20 protein-coding genes are annotated in these 23,584 nt (G+C 64.8%); all 20 read left to right on the top strand.

All coding sequences use genetic code 11. The features are described from left to right. Positions 1-3: 3 nt before the first annotated feature. Complete coding sequence (locus ACP691_RS16825) at positions 4-1,527, top strand: lipopolysaccharide biosynthesis protein (protein ID WP_426151277.1); 1,524 nt, start codon at positions 4-6, stop codon at positions 1,525-1,527. Then, positions 1,524-2,453 carry a glycosyltransferase family 2 protein gene (locus ACP691_RS16820; protein WP_426151279.1) on the top strand — a complete coding sequence of 310 codons (930 nt, stop codon included), beginning with the start codon at positions 1,524-1,526 and terminating at the stop codon, positions 2,451-2,453. Before ACP691_RS16825 ends, ACP691_RS16820 begins: the two co-directional genes overlap by 4 nt. A 70-nt stretch (positions 2,454-2,523) precedes the next feature. Continuing rightward, complete coding sequence (locus tag ACP691_RS16815; protein ID WP_426151281.1) at positions 2,524-4,734, top strand: polysaccharide biosynthesis tyrosine autokinase; 2,211 nt, start codon at positions 2,524-2,526, stop codon at positions 4,732-4,734. Positions 4,735-4,753: 19 nt separating this feature from the next. Then, positions 4,754-5,539 (top strand): WbqC family protein, encoded by a 786-nt coding sequence (locus ACP691_RS16810; protein ID WP_426151283.1) that lies wholly within the window; start codon positions 4,754-4,756, stop codon positions 5,537-5,539. Positions 5,540-5,548: 9 nt separating this feature from the next. Continuing rightward, positions 5,549-6,058 carry a transcription/translation regulatory transformer protein RfaH gene (rfaH, locus tag ACP691_RS16805; protein WP_426151285.1) on the top strand — a complete coding sequence of 170 codons (510 nt, stop codon included), beginning with the start codon at positions 5,549-5,551 and terminating at the stop codon, positions 6,056-6,058. After that, entirely contained in the window at positions 6,048-7,079 is a 1,032-nt protein-coding gene (locus tag ACP691_RS16800) for a glycosyltransferase (RefSeq protein WP_426151287.1), read from the top strand. The genes rfaH and ACP691_RS16800 overlap by 11 nt, the downstream gene beginning before the upstream one ends. Then, complete coding sequence (locus ACP691_RS16795) at positions 7,076-8,317, top strand: glycosyltransferase family 4 protein (RefSeq protein WP_426151289.1); 1,242 nt, start codon at positions 7,076-7,078, stop codon at positions 8,315-8,317. The genes ACP691_RS16800 and ACP691_RS16795 overlap by 4 nt, the downstream gene beginning before the upstream one ends. Next, positions 8,286-9,596, top strand: coding sequence for a hypothetical protein (locus ACP691_RS16790; RefSeq protein ID WP_426151291.1), 1,311 nt, complete (start codon positions 8,286-8,288; stop codon positions 9,594-9,596). The genes ACP691_RS16795 and ACP691_RS16790 overlap by 32 nt, the downstream gene beginning before the upstream one ends. Beyond that, complete coding sequence (locus ACP691_RS16785; protein ID WP_426151293.1) at positions 9,562-10,839, top strand: hypothetical protein; 1,278 nt, start codon at positions 9,562-9,564, stop codon at positions 10,837-10,839. Before ACP691_RS16790 ends, ACP691_RS16785 begins: the two co-directional genes overlap by 35 nt. After that, the gene (locus tag ACP691_RS16780; protein ID WP_426151295.1) at positions 10,836-11,951 is read left to right on the top strand and encodes a glycosyltransferase family 4 protein; all 1,116 of its coding nucleotides are present in this window, start codon (positions 10,836-10,838) and stop codon (positions 11,949-11,951) included. Before ACP691_RS16785 ends, ACP691_RS16780 begins: the two co-directional genes overlap by 4 nt. Further along, positions 11,948-13,138: a glycosyltransferase family 4 protein gene (locus ACP691_RS16775; protein WP_426151297.1), complete on the top strand. Its 1,191-nt coding sequence runs from the start codon at positions 11,948-11,950 to the stop codon at positions 13,136-13,138. The genes ACP691_RS16780 and ACP691_RS16775 overlap by 4 nt, the downstream gene beginning before the upstream one ends. Before the next feature lie 62 nt (positions 13,139-13,200). Continuing rightward, on the top strand, positions 13,201-14,613 hold the full coding sequence (locus ACP691_RS16770) for an undecaprenyl-phosphate glucose phosphotransferase (protein WP_426151299.1): 1,413 nt from the start codon (positions 13,201-13,203) through the stop codon (positions 14,611-14,613). 39 nt (positions 14,614-14,652) lie between these two features. Continuing rightward, positions 14,653-15,735 carry a polysaccharide biosynthesis/export family protein gene (locus tag ACP691_RS16765; RefSeq protein WP_426151301.1) on the top strand — a complete coding sequence of 361 codons (1,083 nt, stop codon included), beginning with the start codon at positions 14,653-14,655 and terminating at the stop codon, positions 15,733-15,735. A 97-nt stretch (positions 15,736-15,832) separates the two neighbouring features. Next, entirely contained in the window at positions 15,833-18,295 is a 2,463-nt protein-coding gene (pqqF, locus tag ACP691_RS16760) for a pyrroloquinoline quinone biosynthesis protein PqqF (RefSeq protein WP_426151303.1), read from the top strand. Positions 18,296-18,433: 138 nt separating this feature from the next. Continuing rightward, the gene (gene pqqA, locus ACP691_RS16755) at positions 18,434-18,505 is read left to right on the top strand and encodes a pyrroloquinoline quinone precursor peptide PqqA (protein WP_003243383.1); all 72 of its coding nucleotides are present in this window, start codon (positions 18,434-18,436) and stop codon (positions 18,503-18,505) included. 99 nt (positions 18,506-18,604) lie between these two features. Then, positions 18,605-19,516, top strand: coding sequence for a pyrroloquinoline quinone biosynthesis protein PqqB (pqqB, locus tag ACP691_RS16750; protein WP_426151305.1), 912 nt, complete (start codon positions 18,605-18,607; stop codon positions 19,514-19,516). Between the two features lie 81 nt (positions 19,517-19,597). After that, a complete protein-coding gene (pqqC, locus tag ACP691_RS16745; protein ID WP_426151307.1) occupies positions 19,598-20,350 on the top strand; it encodes a pyrroloquinoline-quinone synthase PqqC in 753 nt (250 codons plus the stop codon). Further along, complete coding sequence (pqqD, locus tag ACP691_RS16740) at positions 20,347-20,622, top strand: pyrroloquinoline quinone biosynthesis peptide chaperone PqqD (RefSeq protein ID WP_426151309.1); 276 nt, start codon at positions 20,347-20,349, stop codon at positions 20,620-20,622. Before pqqC ends, pqqD begins: the two co-directional genes overlap by 4 nt. After that, positions 20,594-21,751 carry a pyrroloquinoline quinone biosynthesis protein PqqE gene (pqqE, locus tag ACP691_RS16735; protein WP_426151311.1) on the top strand — a complete coding sequence of 386 codons (1,158 nt, stop codon included), beginning with the start codon at positions 20,594-20,596 and terminating at the stop codon, positions 21,749-21,751. The genes pqqD and pqqE overlap by 29 nt, the downstream gene beginning before the upstream one ends. Next, positions 21,717-23,549, top strand: a complete 1,833-nt coding sequence (locus tag ACP691_RS16730; protein WP_426151313.1) for an alpha/beta hydrolase family protein — start codon at positions 21,717-21,719, stop codon at positions 23,547-23,549. The genes pqqE and ACP691_RS16730 overlap by 35 nt, the downstream gene beginning before the upstream one ends. Positions 23,550-23,584: the final 35 nt, after the last annotated feature.

Raw genomic sequence — 23,584 nt, 5'->3', positions numbered from 1 at the left:
GTCATGAACAGCAAACGATCGATCTTCCAGAACACCACGCTCAACTACGTTGGCCAGGCCTATGCGCTGCTGATCGGCATCCTGATCATGCCCTTCTACCTCAGCCACCTGGGCGCCGAGGTGTATGGCCTGATCGGTTTCTACACGGTGCTGCAGACCTGGCTGCAGCTGCTGGACGTCGGCCTGTCACCGTCCCTGGTACGGCAGATCGCTCACCACCAACATGCCGGCTCCTCGACCGGTCGCGCCAGCGGCGGCTTGCTGCGCTCCTTCGAGCTGATCTTCCTGCCTCTGTGTGTCGCCACGGTGGCCAGCATCCAGGCGGGCAGCCCATGGATCGCCGCCCACTGGCTCAACGCCCAGGCACTGCCGACCGACACCATCGTGCACTGTGTCGTGCTCATGGGCTGGATGGTTGCCCTGCGCCTGTACGCCACCCTCTACAAGAGCGGCCTGCAAGGCCTGGAGCTGCACGGCTGGCTCAACGGCGCCAACGTAGTGATCACCACCCTGCGCTATTTCGGCGGGTTGTTCCTGGTGGCCTTCGTGTCCCAGGACGCCCTGGTGTTCTTCGAGGTCCAGCTCGCCGTGGCGCTGATCGAAACCCTGATCTTCGCCAGCAAGGCTTACGGCCGTCTGCCCGCGCCGCGCTGGTTCAGCGGCTTCGACTGGGCCCTGGTCAAGCCGATCGTGCCCTTCGCCCTGAGCCTGTCGTTCACCTCGGTGCTGTGGATCGTGCTCACCCAGCTGGACAAGATGCTGCTCTCCGAGCGTCTGCTGCTGACCGAATACGGTTACTTCTCCCTGGTGGCGCTGATGACCACCGGCATCCTGATGCTGATCAACCCCCTGGTGCAAACCTTGCTGCCGCGCATGACCGTGCTGCTGGCCGAAGGCCGTCACGGCGACATGCACCAGCTCTACCTGGCGGCCAGCCGCTTTACCTGCACGCTGCTGTTTCCCCTGGCCAGCGTGATGGCGGCGCACGCCGGAGACCTGCTCTACGCCTGGAGCGGTGACCGCGCCGCCGCCGACTGGGGCAGGCCGATCCTGTTCTGGTACGCGTTGGGCAGCGCCATCATGGCCGCCAGCAGTTTCCAGTATCACCTGCAGTACGCCTACGGGCGGATCCGCTTGCACGTCTGGTACAGCCTGGTGTCGGCCGCGGTCACCGTGCCGGTGATGTGCCTGGCCATCGACAGCTGTGGCGCGCTGGGCGCGGCGGCGGCCTGGTTCGTGCTGCGCCTGCTGTCCTTCGCCATCTGGCCAAGGGTGGTGCACCAGCACCTGGCTCCCGAAATACACGGCGCGTGGCTGCGCGACATCCTGCGGATCAGCCTGATGACCCTGCTTGGCCTGGGGCTGACCGAGCCTATCGTGCGCTCGATGGCGGGCGAGGATCGCTTGCTGACCTTCGTCGGCCTGGCCCTGTGCGGCCTGGGAACCCTCGCGCTGGTGGTCGGTAGTGACCGCCTGCTGACCGCCAGGGTGGCCCTTCTGTTCAGCAAACCGAGTGTAGGACGATGAACATTCGAACCGAACAAGACATCATGCAGCGCTGGGGCGAGGCAAGGGCTCCCCTGCTCAGCATCCTTTGCCCGGCCTTCAATCAGCGTGCGTTCATCGCCGCCACGCTGGACAGCTTCCTGGCCCAGCGCACGGATTTCCCCTTTGAAATCCTGATCAACGACGATGCCTCCAGCGACGGCACCCGGGAAATCATCCAGGCCTATGCCCAGCGCTACCCGAAGCTGATCCGCCCGGTACTGCATGAGCAGAACCAGTACCAGCAGGGCAAGCTTTTCTTCCCCTCGCTGTTCAACCTGGCCAAGGGGCGCTACCTGGCATATTGCGATGGCGACGACTACTGGACCGATCCGCTCAAGCTGCAAAAGCAGGTGGATTTCCTAGAGCACCATCCCGATTACGTCATCACCTATCACGATGCCGTGATGGTAAGCGAACGCGGCGAACTGGGCCTGCAACTGGGCCGCGCCTACCAACGCGACGCCACCGCCCTGGAACTGATGCGTGGCAGACAAATTTCCACCCTTACCGCCTGCTTCCGCAACGTCCTGCGCGAGCTGCCCCGGGAGCTGGAACAAGCGCCCCTGATGGACGTGTGCTGGTGGTCACTGCTCGGTGCCCACGGCAAGGGCAAGTATCTGGCAGACATCACCCCCGGAGGTTACCGGGTGCACAGCGGCGGAATCTTCTCCATGCGCAGTGAGAAGAAAAAGCTGCACATGTCGCTGCAAACCGCCGCCTGCCTGGCCAACTACTACCACCACCGCGGCCAGCAGGCCCTCTACGAGCACTTTGTCACCCAGCTGTTCGGGTTGTCCCTGGCGGCGGTTTCGCCCTGGCAGAAGCTCAGCGCCCTGGGCCTGATGCTGGCCAATGTCAGCCGCAACCTGTGCCGCCGCCTGGCCTTGCCCGTGGGGAGAGGTTAGCCATGCAACCCGTCATTACCCATCAGAAACCCCTTGTGAATACCGTCAGTCCTGGCCCAGGAGCAAGACCATGACCGCAATGCCTCGTACCAGCCTGGAATATCACCAGGACAGCCGCATCGACGTGGCAAGCATCCTGCGCATGCTGTTCGACCACAAGGTCCTGATCGCCTGGGTGGTGGGTCTGTGCACACTGGTCGGCATTGCCTATGCGGTGGTCGCCACGCCTGTCTACCAGGCCAATGCGATGATTCAGATCGAGCCCAAGAAAATCGGCCTGGACGCCACCCCCGTGTTCAACAGCAAGCCGACGTCGGTGTCCGAGGCCGCTACGGAGATCGAGCTGATCAAGTCTCGCGCAGTGCTTGGCCGGGTCATCGCTGACCTCAAGCTGGACATAGTCGCGACCCCACGCTACTTGCCGCTCCTTGGCAAATGGTATGCCCGCCAGTTCAAGCCGGCCGACGGCCAACCGGCCGCCGCCCCACTGGGGTTGGATCGCTTCGCCTGGGGCGGCGAACGCATCACCGTGGACGCGCTGGATGTACCCAAGGCGCTGCTTGGCCTGCCCTTGACGCTTGCCGTTGGCGCCAGTGGCCAATACACCGTGAAAGACCCGGACGGCCAGCCCTTGTTGAGCGGCCAGGTGGGCAGCGACAGCCAGGGCGGTGGCGTGAGCCTTTCTGTCAGTGAGCTGCAGGCCCGGCCTGGCACCGAGTTCCGTCTGGTGCGCAACCGGGAACTGGCCACCGCCCTGGAGTACCAGGAGCGCCTGAAGGTCAGCGAAGCCGGCAAGGATTCCGGCATCGTCTACCTCTCCATCCAGGATGCGGACCCGGCCCGCGCGGTAATGCTGGTCAAGGAAGTGAGCGATCGCTATGTACGCCAGAACGTGGAGCGCAGCTCAGCCGAAGCTGCCCAGCGCCTGGATTTCCTACGCTCGCAACTGCCGGTGGTGCGCGCCGAACTGGAAAAGTCCGAACAGGCCCTGCATGAGTTCCAGCTGCGCACCCATGCCGTGGACATCGGCCAGCAGACCCGCGCCCTGCTCGACCAGGTAGTGGCCTACGACAATCAACTGTCGGAGCTGCGCCTCAAGCGCACCGACCTGGACCGCCTCTACACCCGCCAGCACCCGCAATCCGTGGCGCTGAGCCAGCAGATCGGCCAGCTTGAAGCGCAGAAGGCCAAGCTGCAGGGCGAGGTCGGCCAGTTGCCTGAAACCCAGCAGGACTTGCTGCGCCTGACCCGTGACATGCAGGTCACCACCCAGACCTACACCAACCTGCTTAACCGCGTGCAGGAACAAGACATCATCCGCGCCGGCAATATCGGTAACGTGCGCATCATCGACGCGGCTGACGCCAACGTGGAAGAACCGGTCAAGCCCATGCGCAAGCTGATCGTCGCCTTCGCCGCCGTGCTCGGCGCGCTGCTGGCGGTAGGGCTGATCTTCCTGCGCCAAGCGTTCTACCGAGGTGTGGAAAACCCCGAGAGCGTTGAGCAGCTCGGCTTGCCGGTGTATGCCTCGCTACCCTTGTCGCGCCAGCAGGAACGCCTGAACCGCGGGCAGACCCGCAAGGGCCAGGCGCCGTCACGCCTGCTCGCGGTAGTGGCGCCACGGGAAGCGACCATGGAAGCGCTGCGCAGTCTGCGTACCAGCTTGCACTTCGCCATGGCCGAGGCGCCCAACCAGGTCCTGATGGTCACCAGCCCCACCCCAGGGGTGGGCAAGTCGTTCGTCTGCGCCAACCTGGCCGTGGTCAGCGCCCAGACCGGCAAGCGCGTGCTGCTGATCGACGCCGACATGCGCAAGGGCTACCTGCACCAGCAGTTCGGCGTGCAACCGCGCCACGGCCTGGCCGACGCCTTGGCCGGCAAGTTGCCATTCACCCAAGTAGTGCACGACACGCCTGTGGACAACCTGCAGATCATCTCCTGCGGCTACGCGGCCCCTAACCCGTCCGAATTGCTGATGCACCAGAACTTCAGCGACCTGCTCCACGCCCTGGCACCTCATTACGACCTGGTGATCATCGATACCCCGCCAGTGATGGCGGTAACCGATGCCACCCTCGTAGGCCGCCAGGCCGGCACCTGCATGATGGTCAGCCGCTTCGGCCAAAGCACCGTGAAGGAGGTGGATGTCGCGCGCCGGCGGCTGGCCCAGAACGGCGTGTCACTCAAGGGCGCGATCTTCAACGGCGTGATCCGCAAGGCTTCCACCGCCGAGTACGACTGCGCCTCCTATGGATACGACTACGGCGACAGCCGCGCCTGAGGCGCGAAGGACCGACAGCATGAATACCACCATTGCCATGATGCAGCCCTACTGGTTCCCCTACCTGGGCTACTTCCAGCTGATCGCCGGCGCGGACGTGTTCGTGCTCGGCGACGACCTGCAGTACATCAAGGACGGCTGGATCAATCGCAACCGGGTGCTTTGCGGCGGCAAGCCCTGGTTGTTCAGCCTGCCACTGGCGCGAGACATCCACGGCCTGGCCATCAATGAGCGGTGCCTGGCCGACACCGCTGGCGGCGCGCTGGACAGCCTGCTCAAGACCCTGAGCCTGCACTATGCCCGCGCGCCTCAGCGTGCCCAGGTGCTACCGCTGCTGGAAAGCTGCCTGCGCTACCCGGAGCGCAACCTGGCTCGCTACCTGGAACACAGCCTGCGCCAGGTATGCGCCTACCTTGGCATCGACACACCCATCCTGCTGGCGTCCAGCCTGGGCATCCGCGATATCGCCGATAAGCAGGACCGGGTCGTCAAGACCATGCACCGACTGGGGGGAAACCGTTACGTCAACGCCATCGGCGGTCGCGCCCTGTATGAAGAACATCGCTTCCGCCAGGCCGGCCTGAGCCTGCGCTTTCACCGCATGCATGACATCGCCTACCCCCAGTTCGGCCAGCCGTTCGTGCCCTGCCTGTCGATCATCGATGTGTTGATGTTCAACCCGGTAACCCAGGTTCGCCAGTGGCTGAACGAGTACGACCTGTTGCTGCCCGCGCCTCGCCCGGCCCCAACGCCGGCACCCGCGCCCTCACCGGTAGCCTCGCGCACCGCCTACCCCTTCGCCTAGGACATTGCCATGGACGCCACTGTCACCCGCACCAATGCCAACTGGTACCTGATCCAGACCAAGCCACGCCAGGAAGCGCGGGCCGAGGAGCATCTGGTTCGCCAGGGCTTTACCTGCTATCGGCCGCTGCAACCGCTCGCGCAACGGGCAAACCGCCTGCTCGAGCAACCGTTGTTCCCGGGCTATCTGTTCATCCGCATGGAGCGCGACGCCAACTGGTATCCGATCCGTTCGACCCGTGGCGTGTGCCGGATCGTGGCATTCGGCCCACAGCCGTGCCCGGTCAGCGAGCATCTGATTGCCGGCATTCGCCAGCGGGTGGCCCTCGATGCTGCGCCACAGCCGTTCGAGCAGGGCGAGAAGGTGCAGGTGATCGCTGGCGGCAGCGAGCTGGAGGCCATTTTCCTGTGCAACGACGGCGATGAACGCGCGGTGATCCTGCTGACCCTGCTGCAACGCCAGCAGCGCGTCGTACTGCCCCGGCACAGCCTGCAGCGGGTCGCCAGCCATGCGTATTGAAGCCCGGCAGCAGCGCCGCTCTGGCGGCACCACTACCCTGGTGACCCTCACCTATGGCCAGCGCCTGAGCTACCTGCAAACGTTGGTGGCTCGCTCGTTGAGCAACTGGCGTATCCAGCGGGTGATCGTGGTCAACAATGCCTCCAGCGAAAACCTGCGCGCTTTGTGCGCGGCCTGGCCCGACCAGGTGGAGATCATTGACCTGCCCACCAATACCGGCTCGGCCGTGGGCTATCGGGTGGGTATCGAGGCGGCTCTGAGACGGGGCGCGGAGTACATCTGGCTGATGGACGACGATAACGCGCCCAGGCCCGGGGCCATCGATGCGCTGCATCAACGCCTGTTCGAGTGCGCCCAGGGACGCGGCTGGGACAAGGCCGCGGTGATCGGCTTCCGTCCTACCCACCAGGCCGATATTGCCGCCGGCGTGCCGCGGCCGTTCGCGGTGCAATGGCGCTCCAGTTGCTTCGGCTTCCACGTGGCCCAGCTTCCGTACAAGGTCTGGCGGCGCACTCCCTGGGGACGGCCCAAAGGCAAGCGTCTCCCGACTGGCCTGGTGAGACTGCCTTTCACGACCTACGGCGGGCTGCTGGCGCACCGCTCGCTTTACGAGCGCATCGGGCTGCCCCTGGAAGACTTGCTGCTGTACGCCGACGACACCGAGTACACCTGGCGCATCACGGCGTCCGGCGGCGAAATCTTCCTCGCCACCGAGGCCGTGCTGGATGACCTGGAGCACTCGTGGAACATCAAGGCACGCACCGCGAACATCTACGAAACCTTCCTGCTCGGCAATTCGGAGTTTCGCGCCTATTACGCCGCGCGCAACCAAGCCTGGTTCGACAAGCATGTCTGGGCTGCCTCGGGCTGGCTGTACGCCCTGAATCGCTCGCTGTTCCTGTTCCTGTTGCGCCAGGTCGCCCGGCGCAAGGGCTCGCTGGAACGGCTCAACCTGATCGAACAGGCCATCCGTGACGGTGAGTCCGGACGCCTTGGCGCGCACGAGTCCTACCCCCTATGAAGTTACTGTTCATCAATAGCCTGTATGCGCCTCACGTGGGCGGCGGCGCCGAGATCGTACTGCAACGCACTGCCGAGGGGCTGCAACGGCGCGGCGACGACGTGTGCGTGCTGGCCACCGGGCCGCAGCCCGGCCTGCATGTAAGCGAGGTGCGCGGGGTGAAGGTGTACCGCGCCGGCTTGCTCAACACCTATTGGCACTACAGCCCCCAGCGCCCTGGCCCCCTGGCGCGCCTGGGCTGGCACTTGCGCGACCGCTACAACGGCGCGATGCGCCAGTACGTGCGCGAAGTGATCCAGCGGGAAAAAGTGGACCTGGTGGTATGCCACAACCTGGCCGGCTGGTCTGTGGCGGCGTGGGATGAAGTGTCCGCGGCAGGGGTGCCGATCGTGCAGGTATTGCACGACCTCTATCTGCTTTGCCCCGGTAGCAACATGTTCAAGAAGAGCGCGCCCTGCAAGACGCCCTGCACGCTGTGCAAAAGCCTGCGCCAAGGCCACGCCGAACGCTCGGGCCAGGTGGCGGCGGTGATTGGGGTCAGCGAATTCTTGTTACAACGGGTTCGCGCCGCCGGCTTCTTCGGCCAGGCGCAGGCCAGCGTGGTCTACAGCGCCAGCCCGAGGGCCGAAACCGGCATCGCGGCCTACCAGCCCATGGCCGATGCGGCGCCGGTGCGCTTTGGCTACATGGGGACCCTGTCGGAACAGAAAGGGCTGACCTGGCTGATCGATCAGTTCAAGGCTTTGGATGTAGCCGCGACCCTGGATATCGCCGGACGCGGCCAGGCCGCCTATGAGGCCCAGCTCCGAGCACAGGTGGGCGATAGCCCGCGCATACGCCTGGTCGGTTACCAATCACCAGAGCATTTCTATCGGGCCATCGACGTGGCGGTGGTGCCCTCTCTCTGGAACGAGCCCTTCGGCCTGGTGGCGGTTGAAGCCTGCGCCCATTCGGTTCCGGTCATCGCCAGTTGCCGCGGCGGCCTGACGGAAATCGTCCAGGACGGCGTCAACGGCCTGTTCTGCTTCCCCGAACAGCCTGCCTCCCTGGCCGCGGCCATGGGCCGGATCGCCCGGGATCACGGCCTGCGCCAGCGGCTTACCGACCAGGCCCGTTGCAGCGTGGAGCACCTGCTGGACATGGAACGCATGCTCGATGCTTACCAGAACACCTTTAACGAAGTCGTGATCAAAGGACGTCCACGTCATGGCAGCAACCTTGCCGTACACAGCGACTGAGCGGCGGCTTACCCTGGCTTTTCGCAAGTCCACGTTGATGGCGCTGACAGCCGCCAGCCTGGTCGGGGTGGAGACCTTTTCCGGCGCGCTGCGCTATTTCCTGGACATGGCCGGTGCCTCGGCCTTGCTGTACCTGCCCAAGGTGGCCTGCCTGGCGCTGTTCTGCCTGGAATTGCTGAGCGCGCGGCTGAGCCGCGGCTTCTGGCTGGCCCTGTTGTCGCTGTTGGCCTCGAGCCTGCTGGGCATGCTGCACGGCGCCAGCACCAGCAACGCCGGTTTCAGCCTGTTCATCTACAGCCCCTTGCTGTTCGGCATGCTCTGTGGCACCTACCTGGAACGCCAGCGACACTTGATGGCCTGGGTGATCGCGCTCTGTCTGCTGGCCTCGATGCTGGGCATCCTGCTGGACAAGTACACCAGCGTGCCGTGGAAGGGCTACAGCTATAACCTGGGCGACACCACCTTGCGCGGCAACCAGGCCTGGTCCGCCGGCGGCACCGATCGCCTGGGCGGCTTCGCGCGGATGTCCACCACGGCGGCAATGATGATGGCGATCTATGCCCTGTACCTGACCGCCTTCACCCGCTCGCGCCTGTTCATGGGGCTGCTGTTCGCCAGCACCCTGGGCGCGATACTGCTGACCACCAACAAATCTACCGCGGCGGCCTTTACCTGCTCGCTGTTGCTGTTGCCCATCCTGCGCCGGCCGCTGCTGTGCCGCCTGCTGTTCCTGCTGGTGGTGGGGCTGGGCTTGGCCCTGCCGGTGCTGTCTGTGCTGCTGGACTTCGACGCCCATGCCACCACCGGCGATACCGTGCTGTCCTCGTTCTACGACCGCTTGGTGAACACCTGGCCGCTGGTGATCCAGGCCATCGACCGGGAAGGCTGGGGGGTACTGGGCGCCGGGTTCGGCATGATCGGCAGCAGCGTGGCGCTGTTCCCGGTGTATTCAGCCAACGTGCCCTATGTCACCGACAACACGGCGCTGTATCTGTGGGCCACCCTCGGCATTGGCGGCATCGTGCTCTATGCCGCGTTACTGCCATTGCTCACTGGCCTGGCCGCTCGGCGCGACTGGATGAGCGGCGCGCTCATGACCCTGACTTTCTGCATCGCCCTGATCAGTTGGACCACTGATGTGCTGGAGGTACCGGTGGCCGCGCTCTTCCTGGGCATTGCCGTTTCGCACCTGTTGTCCCGCACTTCCGTCCCCGCTTTCGAGCAGTATTTGCGAGAACTCTCCTGTGACCCTGTACTCCCTGCGCCACGCGCTCTGTAGCGTCCTGTTGCTGTTCAGCGGCGGGCTGCCCGCCTGGGCCGCCGCCCCGGATTTCATCGTCGGGGTACACACCCGGCTGTTCAATCTGCCGCGCCTGGTGGGTACGCCCTTTGACCTGATGCGCGAGGCCGGGGTGCGCTCGGTGCGTGACGACGCGTTCTGGTCCACGGTGGAGCAACAGCCAGGCGTCCTCGGCATTTCGCCAGACTGGGCCAAGTACCTGGCCGCCCAGCATGCCCACGGCATGGACAACATCCTCATGCTGGGCTACGGCAACCGCTTCTATTCTAGCGACAGCAAGCCCATCTACCCCACCGTGCGCGCGGGCTACGCGCGTTTCGTGGACTTCGTGGCACGGCGTCTCAAGGGCCAGGTAGGCTTCTACGAGGTATACAACGAGTGGGATCTGGAAGACTCGGTGTCGCCGGCCTACAGCGACGCCTACCTGGAGCTGGTGCGCGACACGTCCGGTCAATTGCGCAGGATCGACCCCAAGGCGCGCATCCTGGCCGGCGCGGTGACCAGTCATGGCATCAAGGTTGGCTTCGCCGACCGTCTGCTGCAGGGCGGAGTCATGAAGTACGTGGATGGCCTCTCACTCCACCCTTATGTGCATTGCGAAAAAACCGGCGGTGGCAATACCCCCGAGCATTGGATCGGCTGGATGCGCGAGCTGTCCGCCCACCTGGACGCGGTGGCCGGGCAGGCGGTGCCGCTGTACCTCACGGAAATGGCCTGGCACAGCACTGGCAGCCTGCACCCCTGCGGCATAGACGAGGACACCCAGGCGAGCTACCTGGCGCGGGCCTACCTGCTGGCCAAGACGTTGCCCGCGATCAAGGGGCTGTGGTGGTACGACCTGGCCAATGACGGCAGCGACCCAGCCGAACAGGAGCACAACTTTGGCCTGCTGCGCAAAGACCTGAGACCCAAGCCGGCCTACGCCGCGCTCAAGGCCATCGCCCCGGTGCTCAATGAGTACCACTACCTGCCAGCCGAAACCCGGCCCGTCGAGCCCGGCACCGCGCAGGTGGTGCAGCTGATGTTCGGCAAGGGCGAGCAACGCTTGCTGGCGGTCTGGACCCAGGGCGCGCCTACCCAGGTCACCCTCAGCATGCCCGGCGCGCCGGCGGGCCCGGTGGACGTCACTGGCATACCGCGCTTCATCAAACTCGAACACGTCATGAGCGGGCCAACCGGCCGGCTTGCAAACGAATTGCCGCACAAGGATGTAACAAGATGATCGTCGTCAATGCTCGCTTTCTGACTCAGGAGCTACGTGGCGTGCAGCGGTTCGCCGAGCAGATCTGCCTGTCGCTCAAGGCCCAGCGAAACGACCTTGTCTTCGTTTCGCCCCCGGGCATCCGGATGAAGGATACCGCCAAGGCCCTCGAGGCCGAAGTGATCGGCCGCCACCGCGGCCACCTCTGGGAACAACTGGACCTGCCTGCCTACCTACGTCGGCAAGGCAAGCCCTGGCTGTTGTCGCTGTGCGCGACCGCGCCGCTGTTCTATCCACGGCAGGTGGTCACGCACCACGACATCACCTATGTGCGCCACCCGGAAAGCTATAGCTGGGCCTTTCGCACCGCCTACCGGCTCATGACCCCGCTGATGCTCAAGCGTGCCCACACCCTGATCACTGTCAGCGAGTTTTCCCGTCGAGAAATCGGCGGGTTCTACGGGATTCCCGGGCAACGCATCCTGGTGGTGCCCAATGCCGTGAGCGGCGCCTTTCGCCCGCGACGGCTGGAGATCCCGCGGCCTTACCTGCTGGCCGTGTCCTCGCCCAGCGCGCACAAGAACTTCGCCCGGCTGATCGAAGCGTTCCTGAAGATCGAGCATCACCCGGAGGTGGAACTGCGGATCGTGGGGGCAGCCAACGGCATCTTCGCTGACCCTGACCTGACCAGCCAGGCCGCGCGCGACCCTCGCATTCGTTTTCTTGGCCGCCTGAGCGACACCGAGCTGATCCAGCAATACCAACTGGCCAGCGCCTTCGTATTCCCCTCGCTGTACGAAGGCTTCGGCATACCACCGCTGGAGGCACAGGCCTGCGGCTGCCCCGTACTGGCCGCCAACGCGGCATCGATGCCGGAGGTGCTGCAATCGAGCGCGCTCTATTTCGACCCGTTGGACGTCGACCAGATGGCCCGGGCCATGGCCTTGGTGCTGGACAACCCGACCATCGGCGATCACTTGCGCACCCTTGGCATGCGCAACGTGGCCCGCTTCAGCTGGCAAGCCTCGGCCCGCCTGATCAGTGACCGGCTCGACCAGCTGCAGGGCACCCGCAACGCCTCGCCCATCCTCACTATCAAGGCCGCCGAACGGCGAGCCAGGGAGCATCAATGAAAATCGCCATCGTCCATGACTGGCTGGTGACCTTCGCTGGCGCCGAGCGTGTATTGGCGTCCATGTTCAAGCTATGGCCCCAGGCCGACCTGTTCTCGGTCATCGATTTTCTCAGCGATGAAGACCGTGCCCGCCTGGGTGGCAAGCGCGCCACCACTACCTTCATACAACGCCTGCCCAAGGCCCGGCGGCATTACCAGAAGTACTTGCCGCTGATGCCCATGGCCATCGAACAGCTGGACCTCTCCGGCTACGACCTGATCATTTCCAGTAGCCATGCAGTGGCCAAGGGTGTGCTCACCGGCCCGGACCAGCTTCACATTGCCTATGTACACTCGCCCATCCGCTATGCCTGGGACCTGCAGCACCAATATCTGGCTGAAAGCGGCCTGAACAAAGGCCTGAAGGGCAAACTGGCGCGGATGGTCCTGCACTACATGCGCCTGTGGGACCAGCGCACCGCCGCGGCCGTGGATGAGTTCGTGGCCAATTCCCGGTTCATCGGCCGACGCATCGACAAGGCCTACCGGCGCCCGTCCACGGTGATCTACCCGCCCGTGGACACCAGTGGCTTCAGCTTCAACAGCGAAAAGCAGGACTACTACGTCACCGCCTCGCGCATGGTGCCGTACAAGAAGATCCCGATGATCGTGGAAGCCTTCTCGGCCATGCCGGACAAACGCCTGGTGGTGATCGGCGATGGCCCGGAGCTGGCCAGGGTACGCGCCCTGGCTGGGCCGAACATAAGCGTGCTCGGCCCGCAACCCTTCGAAGTGCTGCGCCAGCATCTACAGAACGCCCGGGCGTTCGTGTTCGCCGCTGAAGAAGACTTCGGCATTACGCCGGTGGAGGCCCAGGCCTGTGGCACCCCCGTGATCGCCTTCGGGCGTGGCGGCGTTCTGGAAACCGTGCGCGGCCTGGATGACCCATCGCCCACCGGGGTGTTCTACCCGCGGCAAAGCACCGAAGCCCTGATCGCCGCCGTGGCGACCTTCGAGCGCGAGCAGTACCGCATCGATGCCCAGGCCTGCCGCGAGCAAGCCGAGCAGTTCAATGAGCGGCGTTTCGAACGCCAACTGCGCCAGTTCGTCGAGGTCCGGGCCGCCGAAGCCTTGCTGCCGACACCCGTGGCGAATGCTCCACGTCTGGCCCTCGCGACGGTTCAGACGGCGGCACCAGCGCTATGAGCGGCCGGCCCGACTGACCTGCGCACGCCCGAATGACAAAGGCCAATTGACGAGACGACCTTATGGCAACTTCCAACAAGGGCATCCTCCACGCCCATCAGTCCTTCCTGTCCCTGGCGCACCGCCTGCTCGACCTGGCCGTGATTGCCGGCGGCACACTTTGGGTGGAGTGGCTGGACCTGCGCCCCATCACCAGCGAAACCTGGACCAAGGTATTGCTGGCCGTGCTGGTGTTCCACTGGCTGAGCGAATACCACAAGCTGTACGGCTCCTGGCGCGGTGAGCGGGTGGGCCGCGAGCTGGCACGGGTGGCGGCCTACTGGTCGCTGACCTTCATGTGCCTGCTGGTGGCCGACCAGCTGTTGCCTACCGACGCGGCCCAGCCTACGGCTCATCAGTTGCAGGCATTCGCTGTGGTGCTGGCGATACTCTGTGGCTATCGGCTGGCCATTCGCAGCAGCCTGCACAGCTTGCGTCGGCGTGGTTTCAACACCCGCAACGTGGCCATCGTCGGCACCGGCCGAGTAGGGGAACGCCTGGCCCTTTCCATGGCCCGGGCGCCCTGGATGGGGCTACGGCTGTTCGGCTTCTATGACGACCAGCCGCAGCAGATGGACCTTTCCGGCTTGAACCGTCGGGTCACCGTGCGCGGTGGCCTGGACCAATTGATCGAACATGCCCGCCAGGGACGCATCGACAAGGTGTACATCACGCTGCCCATGGCCCAGGAGGCGGTGATCCTGCAACTGGTCAAGGCCCTGGGCGACACCACGGCCTCGGTGTACCTGATCCCGGACGTGTTCATGTTCGACCTGCTGCACGCACGCAGTGAAAGCATCAACGGCCTGCCCAGCATCAGCCTGATCGACAGCCCCATGGAGGGGTCCAGCAGCCTGGTCAAGCGCCTGGAAGACATCGTTGCCGCCAGTCTGATCCTGGCGGTGATCGCCTTGCCTATGCTGCTGATCGCCCTGGCCATCAAGCTCACGTCCCGGGGGCCGGTGCTGTTTCGCCAACTGCGCTACGGGCTCGATGGCCGCCCGATCAAGGTCTGGAAATTCCGCAGCATGACCGTGCAGGAGAACGGTACCGAGGTGCGTCAGGCCAGCCGCGACGATGCCCGGATCACGCCCCTGGGCAAGCTGTTGCGGCGCACGTCCCTGGACGAGCTGCCGCAGTTCTTCAACGTGCTCATGGGTGACATGTCCATCGTGGGCCCGCGCCCCCACGCGGTAGCCCATAACGAACAGTACCGCCGCCTGGTGAGTTGCTACATGCTGCGCCACAAGGTCAAGCCAGGGATCACCGGTTGGGCCCAGGTCAACGGCTGGCGCGGAGAAACCAACACCCTGGACAAGATGCAGAAACGGGTCGAGTACGACCTGGACTACATCGAGCGCTGGTCGGTGTGGCTGGACCTGAAGATCATCGCACTGACGCTGTTCAAGGGTTTCGTCAACAAGAACGCTTATTGATGCTTTGGGCTGTGCAGCCCGTTTCCAAGGAAGACTTTCATGAAACTCAATGTGTGTGTCGCCATGTTGTTGAGCGCGGTGCTTCAGGGTTGTGCCTTCGCCCCTGGGCAACACATGACCCCCGACGATGCCTCCGAGGATACGGGCATCAACGGCCCGGTGCGGGTGGTCCAGATCACCAGCGCCAGCGTGGCCCAGGAACAGTCGCTGTACCGTCCGCAACCGGTACCTGGCGAGCTGCTCGGCTTCAGGCCCGAAGAATATCGCATCGGCCCTGGGGATTCCCTGGTGGTGACGGTGTGGGAGCATGAAGAGCTGAACGCGCCTTCCGGGCCGGACCAGGGCAGTGCCGCCGCTCGCGTGGTGCGCGGCGACGGTACCATCTACTACCCCTACATCGGCGCCATCACGGCCGGCGGCAAGACTGTCGAGCAGTTCCGCGCCGAATTGCAGCAGCGCCTGTCCCGCTACCTGACGGTGGCCAAGGTCGACGTGAACGTTCAGGGCTATGAAAGCCAGCGGGTGGTATTGTCCGGCGCCTTCCGCAGCCCCGGACCGCAGGCGCTCACCAATATCCCGCTGTCGCTGGTCAGCGCGCTGAGCAAGGCCGGCGGCGAAGCGGACAACGCCAACCTCGCCGGGCTGATTCTCAAGCGCGACGGCAAGGAATACCTGTTGGACATCGACACCCTCAACCGCAAGGACTCGCCGCTGAACCGGATCTACCTCAAGGACGGCGACCAGCTGCACCTGGGTAACTATCGCGCCAACAAGGTGTATGTGCTCGGCGAAGTGCATAACCCCCAGGTGATGAACTACGGCGGTAGTACCTTCAACCTGATGGAAGCACTGGGTAACGCTGGCGGGCTGAGCCAGGAAACCGCCAACGCCGAAGCGGTGTACGTGATCCGTAATGCCCAGGCCGATAATGGCGAACCTCCCACGGTGTTCTACCTCGATGCCCGCAAGCCCACGGCTTTCCTGTTGGCGCGCCAGTTCGACCTGCAGCGCGCGGATGTGGTGTTCGTCGGGCCGTCGAACATCACTCGCTGGAATCGTTTCATCAGCCAATTGTTACCATCGGCCAGCGTAGTGGCCACTGGCGCGGCCTTCCGTAACTGACCCCAGGCCGCGCACATCCTCTCTGTTACTCGAAATTTCCCCCGCCACTCTGGGGATCCGCTACGATGAAGGCCTGTTGCCACCGGATCGGATCCCCATGTCTGCTGTTACTTCAGCCGCCAGCGAGACGCTGGTACTCGACAATGGGCTGCGCGTGAACATCTGCCATGAGCCACGCCTCAAGCGCGCGGCGGCTTTCTTGCGGGTCGACGCCGGCAGCCATGACGTTGATGCCGCCTGGCCCGGCCTGGCCCACTTTCTCGAGCATCTGTTTTTCCTGGGCACTGCCCGGTTCGCTGGCGACCAGGCCCTGATGCCGTTCGTCCAACGACAGGGTGGGCAACTCAATGCCTCCACTGGCGAGCGCGCCACGGACTTTTTCTTCGAGGTGCCGGTACCGGCCTTTTCCGGCGCGCTGGAGCGACTGTGCGAAATGCTGGTCAATCCTCGGCTCTCCGCCTCGGATCAGCGCCGCGAGCGCGAAGTGTTGCACGCGGAATTCATCAGTTGGTCCCGGGACAACGAGGCCCATCATCAGCTGTGGCTGACCGGCCCGCTTTCGGCGCGCCACCCGCTGCGCGCCTTCCATGCGGGCAACCGCTACAGCCTGCCGCTGGGCCGCGCGGATTTCCAGGTCGCCCTGCGGCAGTTCCACCTGGACCATTATCACAGCGGTCGCATGACCCTGACGCTGGTGGGCCCGCAGCCGGAAGACTACCTGATGCGGGTGGCCCAGCGCGCCGCGTCGGTGATACCGCGCGGCAAGCCACGTCCGGCCCCGGCCCCACCGCGGCTGCTGGATGACAGCGGCGAGCCACAGGCACAGCCCCCGGGGCCTCGCTTCAACCTGGCGTTCGCTTGCGAGGGCCTGCCCGAGGGCACGCCCCAGGCCATCGCATTCTTCAGCACCTGGTGCGCCAATGCCCAGCCCGGCGGCTTGCAGGCCGAGCTGCTGCGCCGGGAGTTGATCGAAAGCCTGCGGGTCAAGGTGCCTTATCAGTACCAGGACCAGGCCCTGATCGACATCGAATTCCAGCTTACCGCCAGCGGCCAGCAGGCCCTCCCCGCCATCAAGGCGCTGGCCTTCGACTGGCTGGAATTCTTCGAGGCAGTGGACGACTGGCCGATGCTGCGCGAGGAATATGCGTTACTGCAGAACCGCCAGCGGCTGACCTGCGGCGCCCTGGAGCTGGCGCGTCGGCTGGCCCAACCGCAAATACACGGGCCTTGCCTGGATGCCCAGGGTCTGAGCGCGCTACGCGCCTTATTGGGACAGTTGCGCCCGGAGCGGGCCTTGCATCCGCTGCCACCGTCACCGGCCGGGGCGTCTGTCATCAGCGCACATTGGCGGCTGCCCCAGCGCAATCGCTTCCTGCGGCCCAGCCGACGTCCCGAGCAGCCAGTGCCAGACCCGCGGGCCATGCGCTATGCCAGTGGCGCCGACAAGGCAGGCCATGAAGCTGAAGTGATACTGCGCTGGAACCTGGGCGGCTCGCACCAGCAGGGGTTGTGGCAAGTGGTCGATCGGGGCCAGCAGCGCCTGGTGCAGGAAGCGCGCCAAGCTGGGGTCAAGCTGTTGTTCACCCGCCTGGGTGAAGATTGGCAACTGCGCTTGAGCGGTATCGGCGAGCCCATGCCGGCGCTGCTTGAACAGGTACTGGCCGTATGTGCCGCCCCCCCACCCGAAGCCTGGCGCCACGCCGAAACCCTGCCGTCTACCCCGCAAACCCCTATTCGCGAACTGCTGCGCCAATTGCCCGAGCACTGCCTGGGGCTGTCACGCGTTACCGTGCGCCAGCAACCTGGAGATATCCAGCCCGGCAGGCTGCACAAGTTGTGGAGCGTGGCCCGTTGGGAAGGCTTGGCGGTGGGCTTCAATGATGCGAGCCGCAGCGCGCTGAACCTTGCCTTGCGCGCCATGCCGGGCCAGCCAGACCCTCGCATGCCAGCGCGAGCACGGCCGATGCAAGGCAAGCGTTGGCAACCCATTTCCGCGGCCAATGGCGAGCACGCGCTTCTGCTCTTCTGCCCCGCCCCAGCGGCCTCGATCGCGGAAGATGCCGCCTGGCGGTTCATCGCCCAGATCGCCCAGACGCCCTTCTATGAGCGGCTACGAGTGGAGCAGCAACTTGGGTATGCCGTGTTCAGCAGCTTCCGCCAGATCGCCGGCCAGCCCGGCCTGGTATTCGGCGTGCAGTCGCCAGGCACGGATCAGCCGGCGTTGCTGGGCCATATCGAACAGTTCCTCAAGCAGTTGCCGCGGTTGGTCGGCAACCTGGGCAGCGAGAAACTGGCGGGGCTACGGCAGGCGCTGCTCAACCGGCTCAAACCCGAAGAAATGGATAACGGCCAGTTGGCCGACACCCTTTGGCAAGCTCACCTGGGCGGCCATAGCGAGGGCTACCTTGGGCGCTTGCAGCAGGCCCTGGGCGATTTGCGCTCGGCCGACCTGGTCAGCGCGGCGTGGCGCCTGGTCAATGCCGAGCATGGCTGGCTGGTGCTGGCCAACGGCGGCGAGGCACCCAAAGGGTGGGCGGCGGGGACGGCATCTTTACCGTAACGGTAAAGCGCTTTCTTTTTTTTTAGCCTAACTGGCCGGTTACTTTCGGTACAATGGTGGCCTGACTCGGCTTGAACGTCCGCTCCTACGGGTGGACTAAACTATGCCGACCTATCATCCCTTACCGAGGATCTGCCCATGTGGACTAAACCTGCCTACACCGACCTGCGCATCGGCTTCGAAGTGACCATGTACTTCGCCAACCGTTGATCGCGCTGACTCCGACGGGCCTTGCTGCCGTCGGAGCCTTTCGCAAGCGACGCCCCGAACTTCCGGGGCGTTTTCATTTGCGCTCGACAGGGAGCCCTCATGTACATTCAGATCCTCGGCTCGGCGGCCGGTGGGGGTTTTCCCCAATGGAACTGCAACTGCCCCAACTGCCACGGCTTGCGCAAAGGCACGCTGCGGGCCCAGGCCCGGACCCAGTCGTCCATCGCCTTGTCCGACGATGGCGTGAACTGGATTCTGTGCAATGCCTCGCCGGATATTCGCGCCCAGCTGCAAAGCTTCGCCCCGCTGCAACCCGGCCGTGCGCTGCGTGACACCGGCATCGGCGCGATCATCCTGCTCGACAGCCAGATCGACCATACCACCGGCCTGCTCAGCCTGCGCGAGGGCTGCCCGCATCAGGTCTGGTGCACGGACATGGTCCACCAGGACCTCACCACCGGCTTTCCGTTGTTCAACATGCTCAGCCACTGGAACGGCGGTCTGCAGTGGCAACCCATTGGCCTGGACCAGCCCTTCACCGTGCCCGCCTGCCCCGCCTTGCGCTTTACCCCGCTGCCACTGCGCAGCGCCGCGCCACCCTATTCGCCGCACCGGTTCGACCCCCACCCTGGGGATAACCTGGGGCTGATCGTGGAAGACCTGAACACCGGCGGTCGCCTGTTCTACGCGCCTGGCCTGGGCCAGGTGGATGATACCCTGCTGGCGCGCATGGCCGAGGCCGATTGCCTGCTGGTGGACGGTACCCTATGGGAAGACGACGAAATGCAGCGCCGTGGGGTAGGCACCCGCACCGGGCGGGAGATGGGACACCTGGCTCAGAACGGCCCCGGCGGCATGCTCGAGGTGCTGGACGGGCTGAACGTACCACGCAAGGTGCTGATCCACATCAACAACACCAACCCCATCCTGGACGAGGACTCGCCGGAACGCGCCGAAGTGGAGCGCCGTGGCGTGGAAGTCGCCTACGATGGCATGAGCATCCGGCTATAGAAGGCAGCGAAGCTGGCGCAGGTGGCCTGCTGTCATGGCCCAGCCAGCTTCACCGGCAGTTACACAGACATGAGAGGCCCCATGAGCCAACACGCCATGACCCCGGCACAATTCGAACAGGCCCTGCGTGCCAAGGGAGCCTATTACCACATCTATCACCCTTATCACGTGGCGATGTACGAAGGCCACGCCACCCGCGAGCAGATCCAGGGCTGGGTCGCCAACCGCTTCTATTATCAGGTGAACATTCCGCTGAAGGACGCGGCCATCCTGGCCAACTGCCCTGACCGCGAAGTACGCCGCGAGTGGATTCAGCGCTTGCTCGACCACGACGGCGCGCCCGGCGAGGACGGTGGCATCGAAGCCTGGCTGCGCCTGGGCCAGGCCGTGGGACTGGACCCTGACCAGCTGCGCTCGCAGGAGCTGGTACTGCCGGGGGTGCGTTTCGCGGTGGATGCCTATGTGAACTTCGCTCGCCGTGCCAGCTGGCAGGAAGCGGCCAGCAGTTCGCTCACGGAACTGTTCGCCCCGCAGATCCACCAGTCGCGCCTGGACAGTTGGCCAACCCATTACCCCTGGATCGACCCAGCCGGGTATGAGTATTTCCGCACCCGCCTGGGCCAGGCCCGCCGGGACGTCGAGCACGGCCTGGCCATTACCCTGGCCCACTACACCACGGTAGAAGGCCAGCAGCGCATGCTGGAAATCCTGCAATTCAAACTGGACATTCTCTGGACCATGCTCGACGCCATGACCATGGCCTACGCGCTGGACCGGCCCCCTTACCACAGTGTGACCCGGGAACGGGTCTGGCACAAAGGCATTGCCCTATGACCTTCGACCGTACCCGCGTTCCCCAGTGGCGCCCTGGTTATCGATTCCAATATGAGCCTGCGCAGAAGGGGCACGTCCTGCTCTACCCCGAGGGCATGATCAAGCTCAACGCAAGTGCCGGCGCCATAGGCGCGCTGATCGATGGCCAGCGCAGCGTGGCGGCCATCATCGACAGCCTCGAACAGCAGTTCCCCGGCGTGCCGGAGCTGGCCGACGACGTCGAACAGTTCATGGAGGTTGCGCGTGAAAAGCATTGGCTCCAGCTCGTCTGAGCCAGCGGCCCCGCCCGTGGGCCTACCGCTCTGGCTGTTGGCCGAGTTGACCTACCGCTGCCCGCTGCAATGTCCCTATTGCTCCAACCCCCTGGACTTCGCCGCCCAGGGCAAGGAATTGAGCACCGAGGAATGGTTCCGGGTCATGGCCCAGGCGCGGGAAATGGGCGCCGCCCAGATCGGCTTTTCCGGTGGCGAGCCGCTGGTGCGCCAGGATCTGGCCGAGCTGATCGGCGAGGCCCGGCGACTGGGGTACTACACCAACCTCATCACCTCTGGCATCGGCTTGACCGAAGAACGCCTGGACAGCTTCAAGGCCGCGGGCCTTGACCATATCCAGATCAGTTTCCAGGCCAGCGACGAGCAGGTGAACAACCTACTGGCCGGCTCGAAGAAAGCCTTCGCCCAGAAGCTGGCCATGGCCAAGGCCGTCAAGGCGCGCGGTTATCCCATGGTGCTCAATTTCGTGACCCATCGACATAACATCGACCGCATCGACCGCATCATCGAGTTGTGCCTGGCGCTGGAGGCGGATTTCGTCGAGCTCGCCACCTGCCAGTTCTATGGCTGGGCGGAGCTCAACCGTGTCGGCCTGCTGCCGACCCGCGCCCAGCTGGAGCGCGCCGAGCGCATCACCAACGAGTACCGCGCGCGTCTGGAAGCCCAGGGCCACCCGTGCAAGCTCATTTTCGTAACACCAGATTATTATGAAGAGCGCCCCAAGGCCTGCATGAACGGCTGGGGCAGCCTGTTCCTGACCGTCACGCCGGACGGCACCGCCCTGCCCTGTCATGGCGCCCGCCAGCTGCCGGTGGCCTTCCCCAATGTGCGCGAGCATTCCCTGGACGACATCTGGTATCGCTCCTTTGGGTTCAACCGTTTCCGCGGCTATGACTGGATGCCGGAGCCTTGCCGCTCCTGCGACGAGAAAACCAAGGACTTCGGCGGCTGCCGCTGCCAGGCCTTCATGCTCACCGGCGACGCCAGCAACGCAGATCCGGTCTGCGCCAAGTCGGCCCATCACGGGGTGATTCTCGCCGCGCGCGAAGAAGCTGAATACAGTACAACGCCCATCGAAGAGCTGACCTATCGAAATGAGCGGAACTCAAAAATCATCGCACGGGGCTGAGCGCCTCGACGCCATGGCCGTCGTAGCCGCCGGACGCGACTTCGCCGAGCTGGCCCTGAGCGAGGCCGGCCTGTTCTGGAACGAGTTTCGCCCGGAGGAAGGCGGCTGCCGCCTGTACCACTGGCACAACGGCCACGCCCAATTGGTAACGCCCCCCGAGGTCAGCGTGCGCAGCCGTGTCTATGAATATGGCGGTGGGTCGTTCTGCGCGGGCCCGGACGCGCTCTTCTTCGTCAACGAGCGTGACCAGCAACTGTATCGGCTACCCCTGGCAAAGCGAACCGCGCCAGTGCTGCTCAGCGCTGGCGGCTACCGCTACGGCGGCCTGGCCTACCATCGAGGCCAGGTATTGGCGGTCGAAGAGTGCCCAGGTCAGCCCTACCCCAGCCATCGCCTGGTCGCCTTCGATGGTGCCAGTGGTGAGCGCAGCGTACTGGCCGAGGGGGCGGACTTCTACGCCGCCGCCACGCTCAGCCCTGCGGGAGACCGCCTGGCCTGGGTGGAATGGAGCCGCCCGGAACTGCCCTGGACCCGTACCCGGTTGATGTGCGCCCAGCGCGAGCGGAACGGTAACTGGTCGCGGCCCATCTGTATCGCTGGACAGGAAGAAGCCGAATCCCTGCAGCAGCCGCGCTTCGATGCTCAAGGCCGTCTCGGCTGCCTGAGCGACCGCAACGGCTATTGGCAGCCCTGGGCCGAGCAGGCATCCGGCTGGGGCCCCTTGCCCGCCGAGCCGGGCGATCACGCGGCGGCGCCTTGGCAGCTGGGCCCCGCCACCTGGCATCCCTTGGGCGAGGGCGGCTTTATCGCGACCTGGTTCAGCGAGGGGTACGGCCACCTGGGCGAGCGTCGGGCCGGGCGCGACCTGCGTGAATACGGCAATGGTTTCAGCCGCTTCCGCAGCCTGTGTGCTGATGACACCCATGTCTACGCCATCGCCGCCTCGCCTGTCAGACCGGCCTCGGTGGTGGCGGTAGACCGGGCCAGCGGCGAGCTTCAGGTACTGGCAGGCGCCGAGCCACTGCTTCCGGCCGAGCAGATCAGCCAACCCAGACCATTCTCCTATCCCAGCGGCGACGGTCAGGCCCATGGTTTCTTTTATCCTGCCGCCAGCGATGCCACGCAAGCACCTTTGTTGGTGTTCATCCATGGCGGTCCTACCTCGGCTACCTACCCGGTGCTGGACCCGCGCATCCAGTTCTGGTGCCAGCGTGGCTTTGCCGTGGCCGACCTGAATTACCGTGGCAGCAGCGGCTATGGCCGTGATTACCGCATGGCGCTGCATCAGCGATGGGGCGTAGTGGATGTGGAGGATGCTGGCAATGCCGTGACCTGGCTACGCGACCAGGGCTGGGTACGCAGCCAGCGCGCCTTCATTCGCGGCAGCAGCGCCGGCGGTTACACCACACTGTGCGCCCTGGCTATGCTCGATACGTTCAGCGGCGGCGCCAGCCTCTATGGCGTGAGCGACCCCAAGGCCCTGGCCCTGGAAACCCACAAATTCGAGGCGGATTACCTGGATTGGCTTATCGGCGATCCCGCCCGGGATGCCCAGCGCTATGCCGAACGCACACCCTTGATCCATGCGGAACGCATCCAGGTGCCGGTCATTTTCTTCCAGGGCGCGCTGGATACGGTAGTGGTGCCGGAGCAGACCGCCGCGATGGTCGCTTCCCTGGAGGCCAAGGGAATTCCCGTGCAAGCCCACTATTACCCGGAAGAGCGCCACGGGTTCCGCCTGGCCAGCAACCTGGCCCATGCCCTGGAATGCGAATGGGCGTTTTACGATAGCCTGTAGAGGCCAGCGCCTTTCGCTAGCTTGCGCTAGCTCCT

The sequence above is a fragment of the Pseudomonas sp. DC3200b2 genome, from assembly GCF_049895785.1.
GTDB classification, from domain to species: Bacteria; Pseudomonadota; Gammaproteobacteria; order Pseudomonadales; family Pseudomonadaceae; genus Aquipseudomonas; species Aquipseudomonas massiliensis.
Note: the sequence above shows the minus strand (reverse complement) of the source record. Positions and strands in the feature narration are given on the sequence as shown.

Excerpts from the sequence above, each read along its gene's own strand:
- ACP691_RS16730 (WP_426151313.1), top strand. The coding sequence starts at position 21,717 with ATGAGCGGAACTCAAAAATCATCGCACGGGGCTGAGCGCCTCGACGCC.
- pqqD (WP_426151309.1), top strand. The coding sequence starts at position 20,347 with ATGACCTTCGACCGTACCCGCGTTCCCCAGTGGCGCCCTGGTTATCGA.
- ACP691_RS16825 (WP_426151277.1), top strand. The coding sequence starts at position 4 with ATGAACAGCAAACGATCGATCTTCCAGAACACCACGCTCAACTACGTT.
- pqqC (WP_426151307.1), top strand. The coding sequence starts at position 19,598 with ATGAGCCAACACGCCATGACCCCGGCACAATTCGAACAGGCCCTGCGT.
- rfaH (WP_426151285.1), top strand. The coding sequence starts at position 5,549 with ATGGACGCCACTGTCACCCGCACCAATGCCAACTGGTACCTGATCCAG.
- pqqF (WP_426151303.1), top strand. The coding sequence starts at position 15,833 with ATGTCTGCTGTTACTTCAGCCGCCAGCGAGACGCTGGTACTCGACAAT.
- ACP691_RS16815 (WP_426151281.1), top strand. The coding sequence starts at position 2,524 with ATGACCGCAATGCCTCGTACCAGCCTGGAATATCACCAGGACAGCCGC.
- ACP691_RS16765 (WP_426151301.1), top strand. The coding sequence starts at position 14,653 with ATGAAACTCAATGTGTGTGTCGCCATGTTGTTGAGCGCGGTGCTTCAG.
- ACP691_RS16810 (WP_426151283.1), top strand. The coding sequence starts at position 4,754 with ATGAATACCACCATTGCCATGATGCAGCCCTACTGGTTCCCCTACCTG.
- ACP691_RS16800 (WP_426151287.1), top strand. The coding sequence starts at position 6,048 with ATGCGTATTGAAGCCCGGCAGCAGCGCCGCTCTGGCGGCACCACTACC.
- ACP691_RS16780 (WP_426151295.1), top strand. The coding sequence starts at position 10,836 with ATGATCGTCGTCAATGCTCGCTTTCTGACTCAGGAGCTACGTGGCGTG.
- ACP691_RS16795 (WP_426151289.1), top strand. The coding sequence starts at position 7,076 with ATGAAGTTACTGTTCATCAATAGCCTGTATGCGCCTCACGTGGGCGGC.
- ACP691_RS16775 (WP_426151297.1), top strand. The coding sequence starts at position 11,948 with ATGAAAATCGCCATCGTCCATGACTGGCTGGTGACCTTCGCTGGCGCC.
- ACP691_RS16820 (WP_426151279.1), top strand. The coding sequence starts at position 1,524 with ATGAACATTCGAACCGAACAAGACATCATGCAGCGCTGGGGCGAGGCA.
- ACP691_RS16790 (WP_426151291.1), top strand. The coding sequence starts at position 8,286 with ATGGCAGCAACCTTGCCGTACACAGCGACTGAGCGGCGGCTTACCCTG.
- ACP691_RS16770 (WP_426151299.1), top strand. The coding sequence starts at position 13,201 with ATGGCAACTTCCAACAAGGGCATCCTCCACGCCCATCAGTCCTTCCTG.
- pqqB (WP_426151305.1), top strand. The coding sequence starts at position 18,605 with ATGTACATTCAGATCCTCGGCTCGGCGGCCGGTGGGGGTTTTCCCCAA.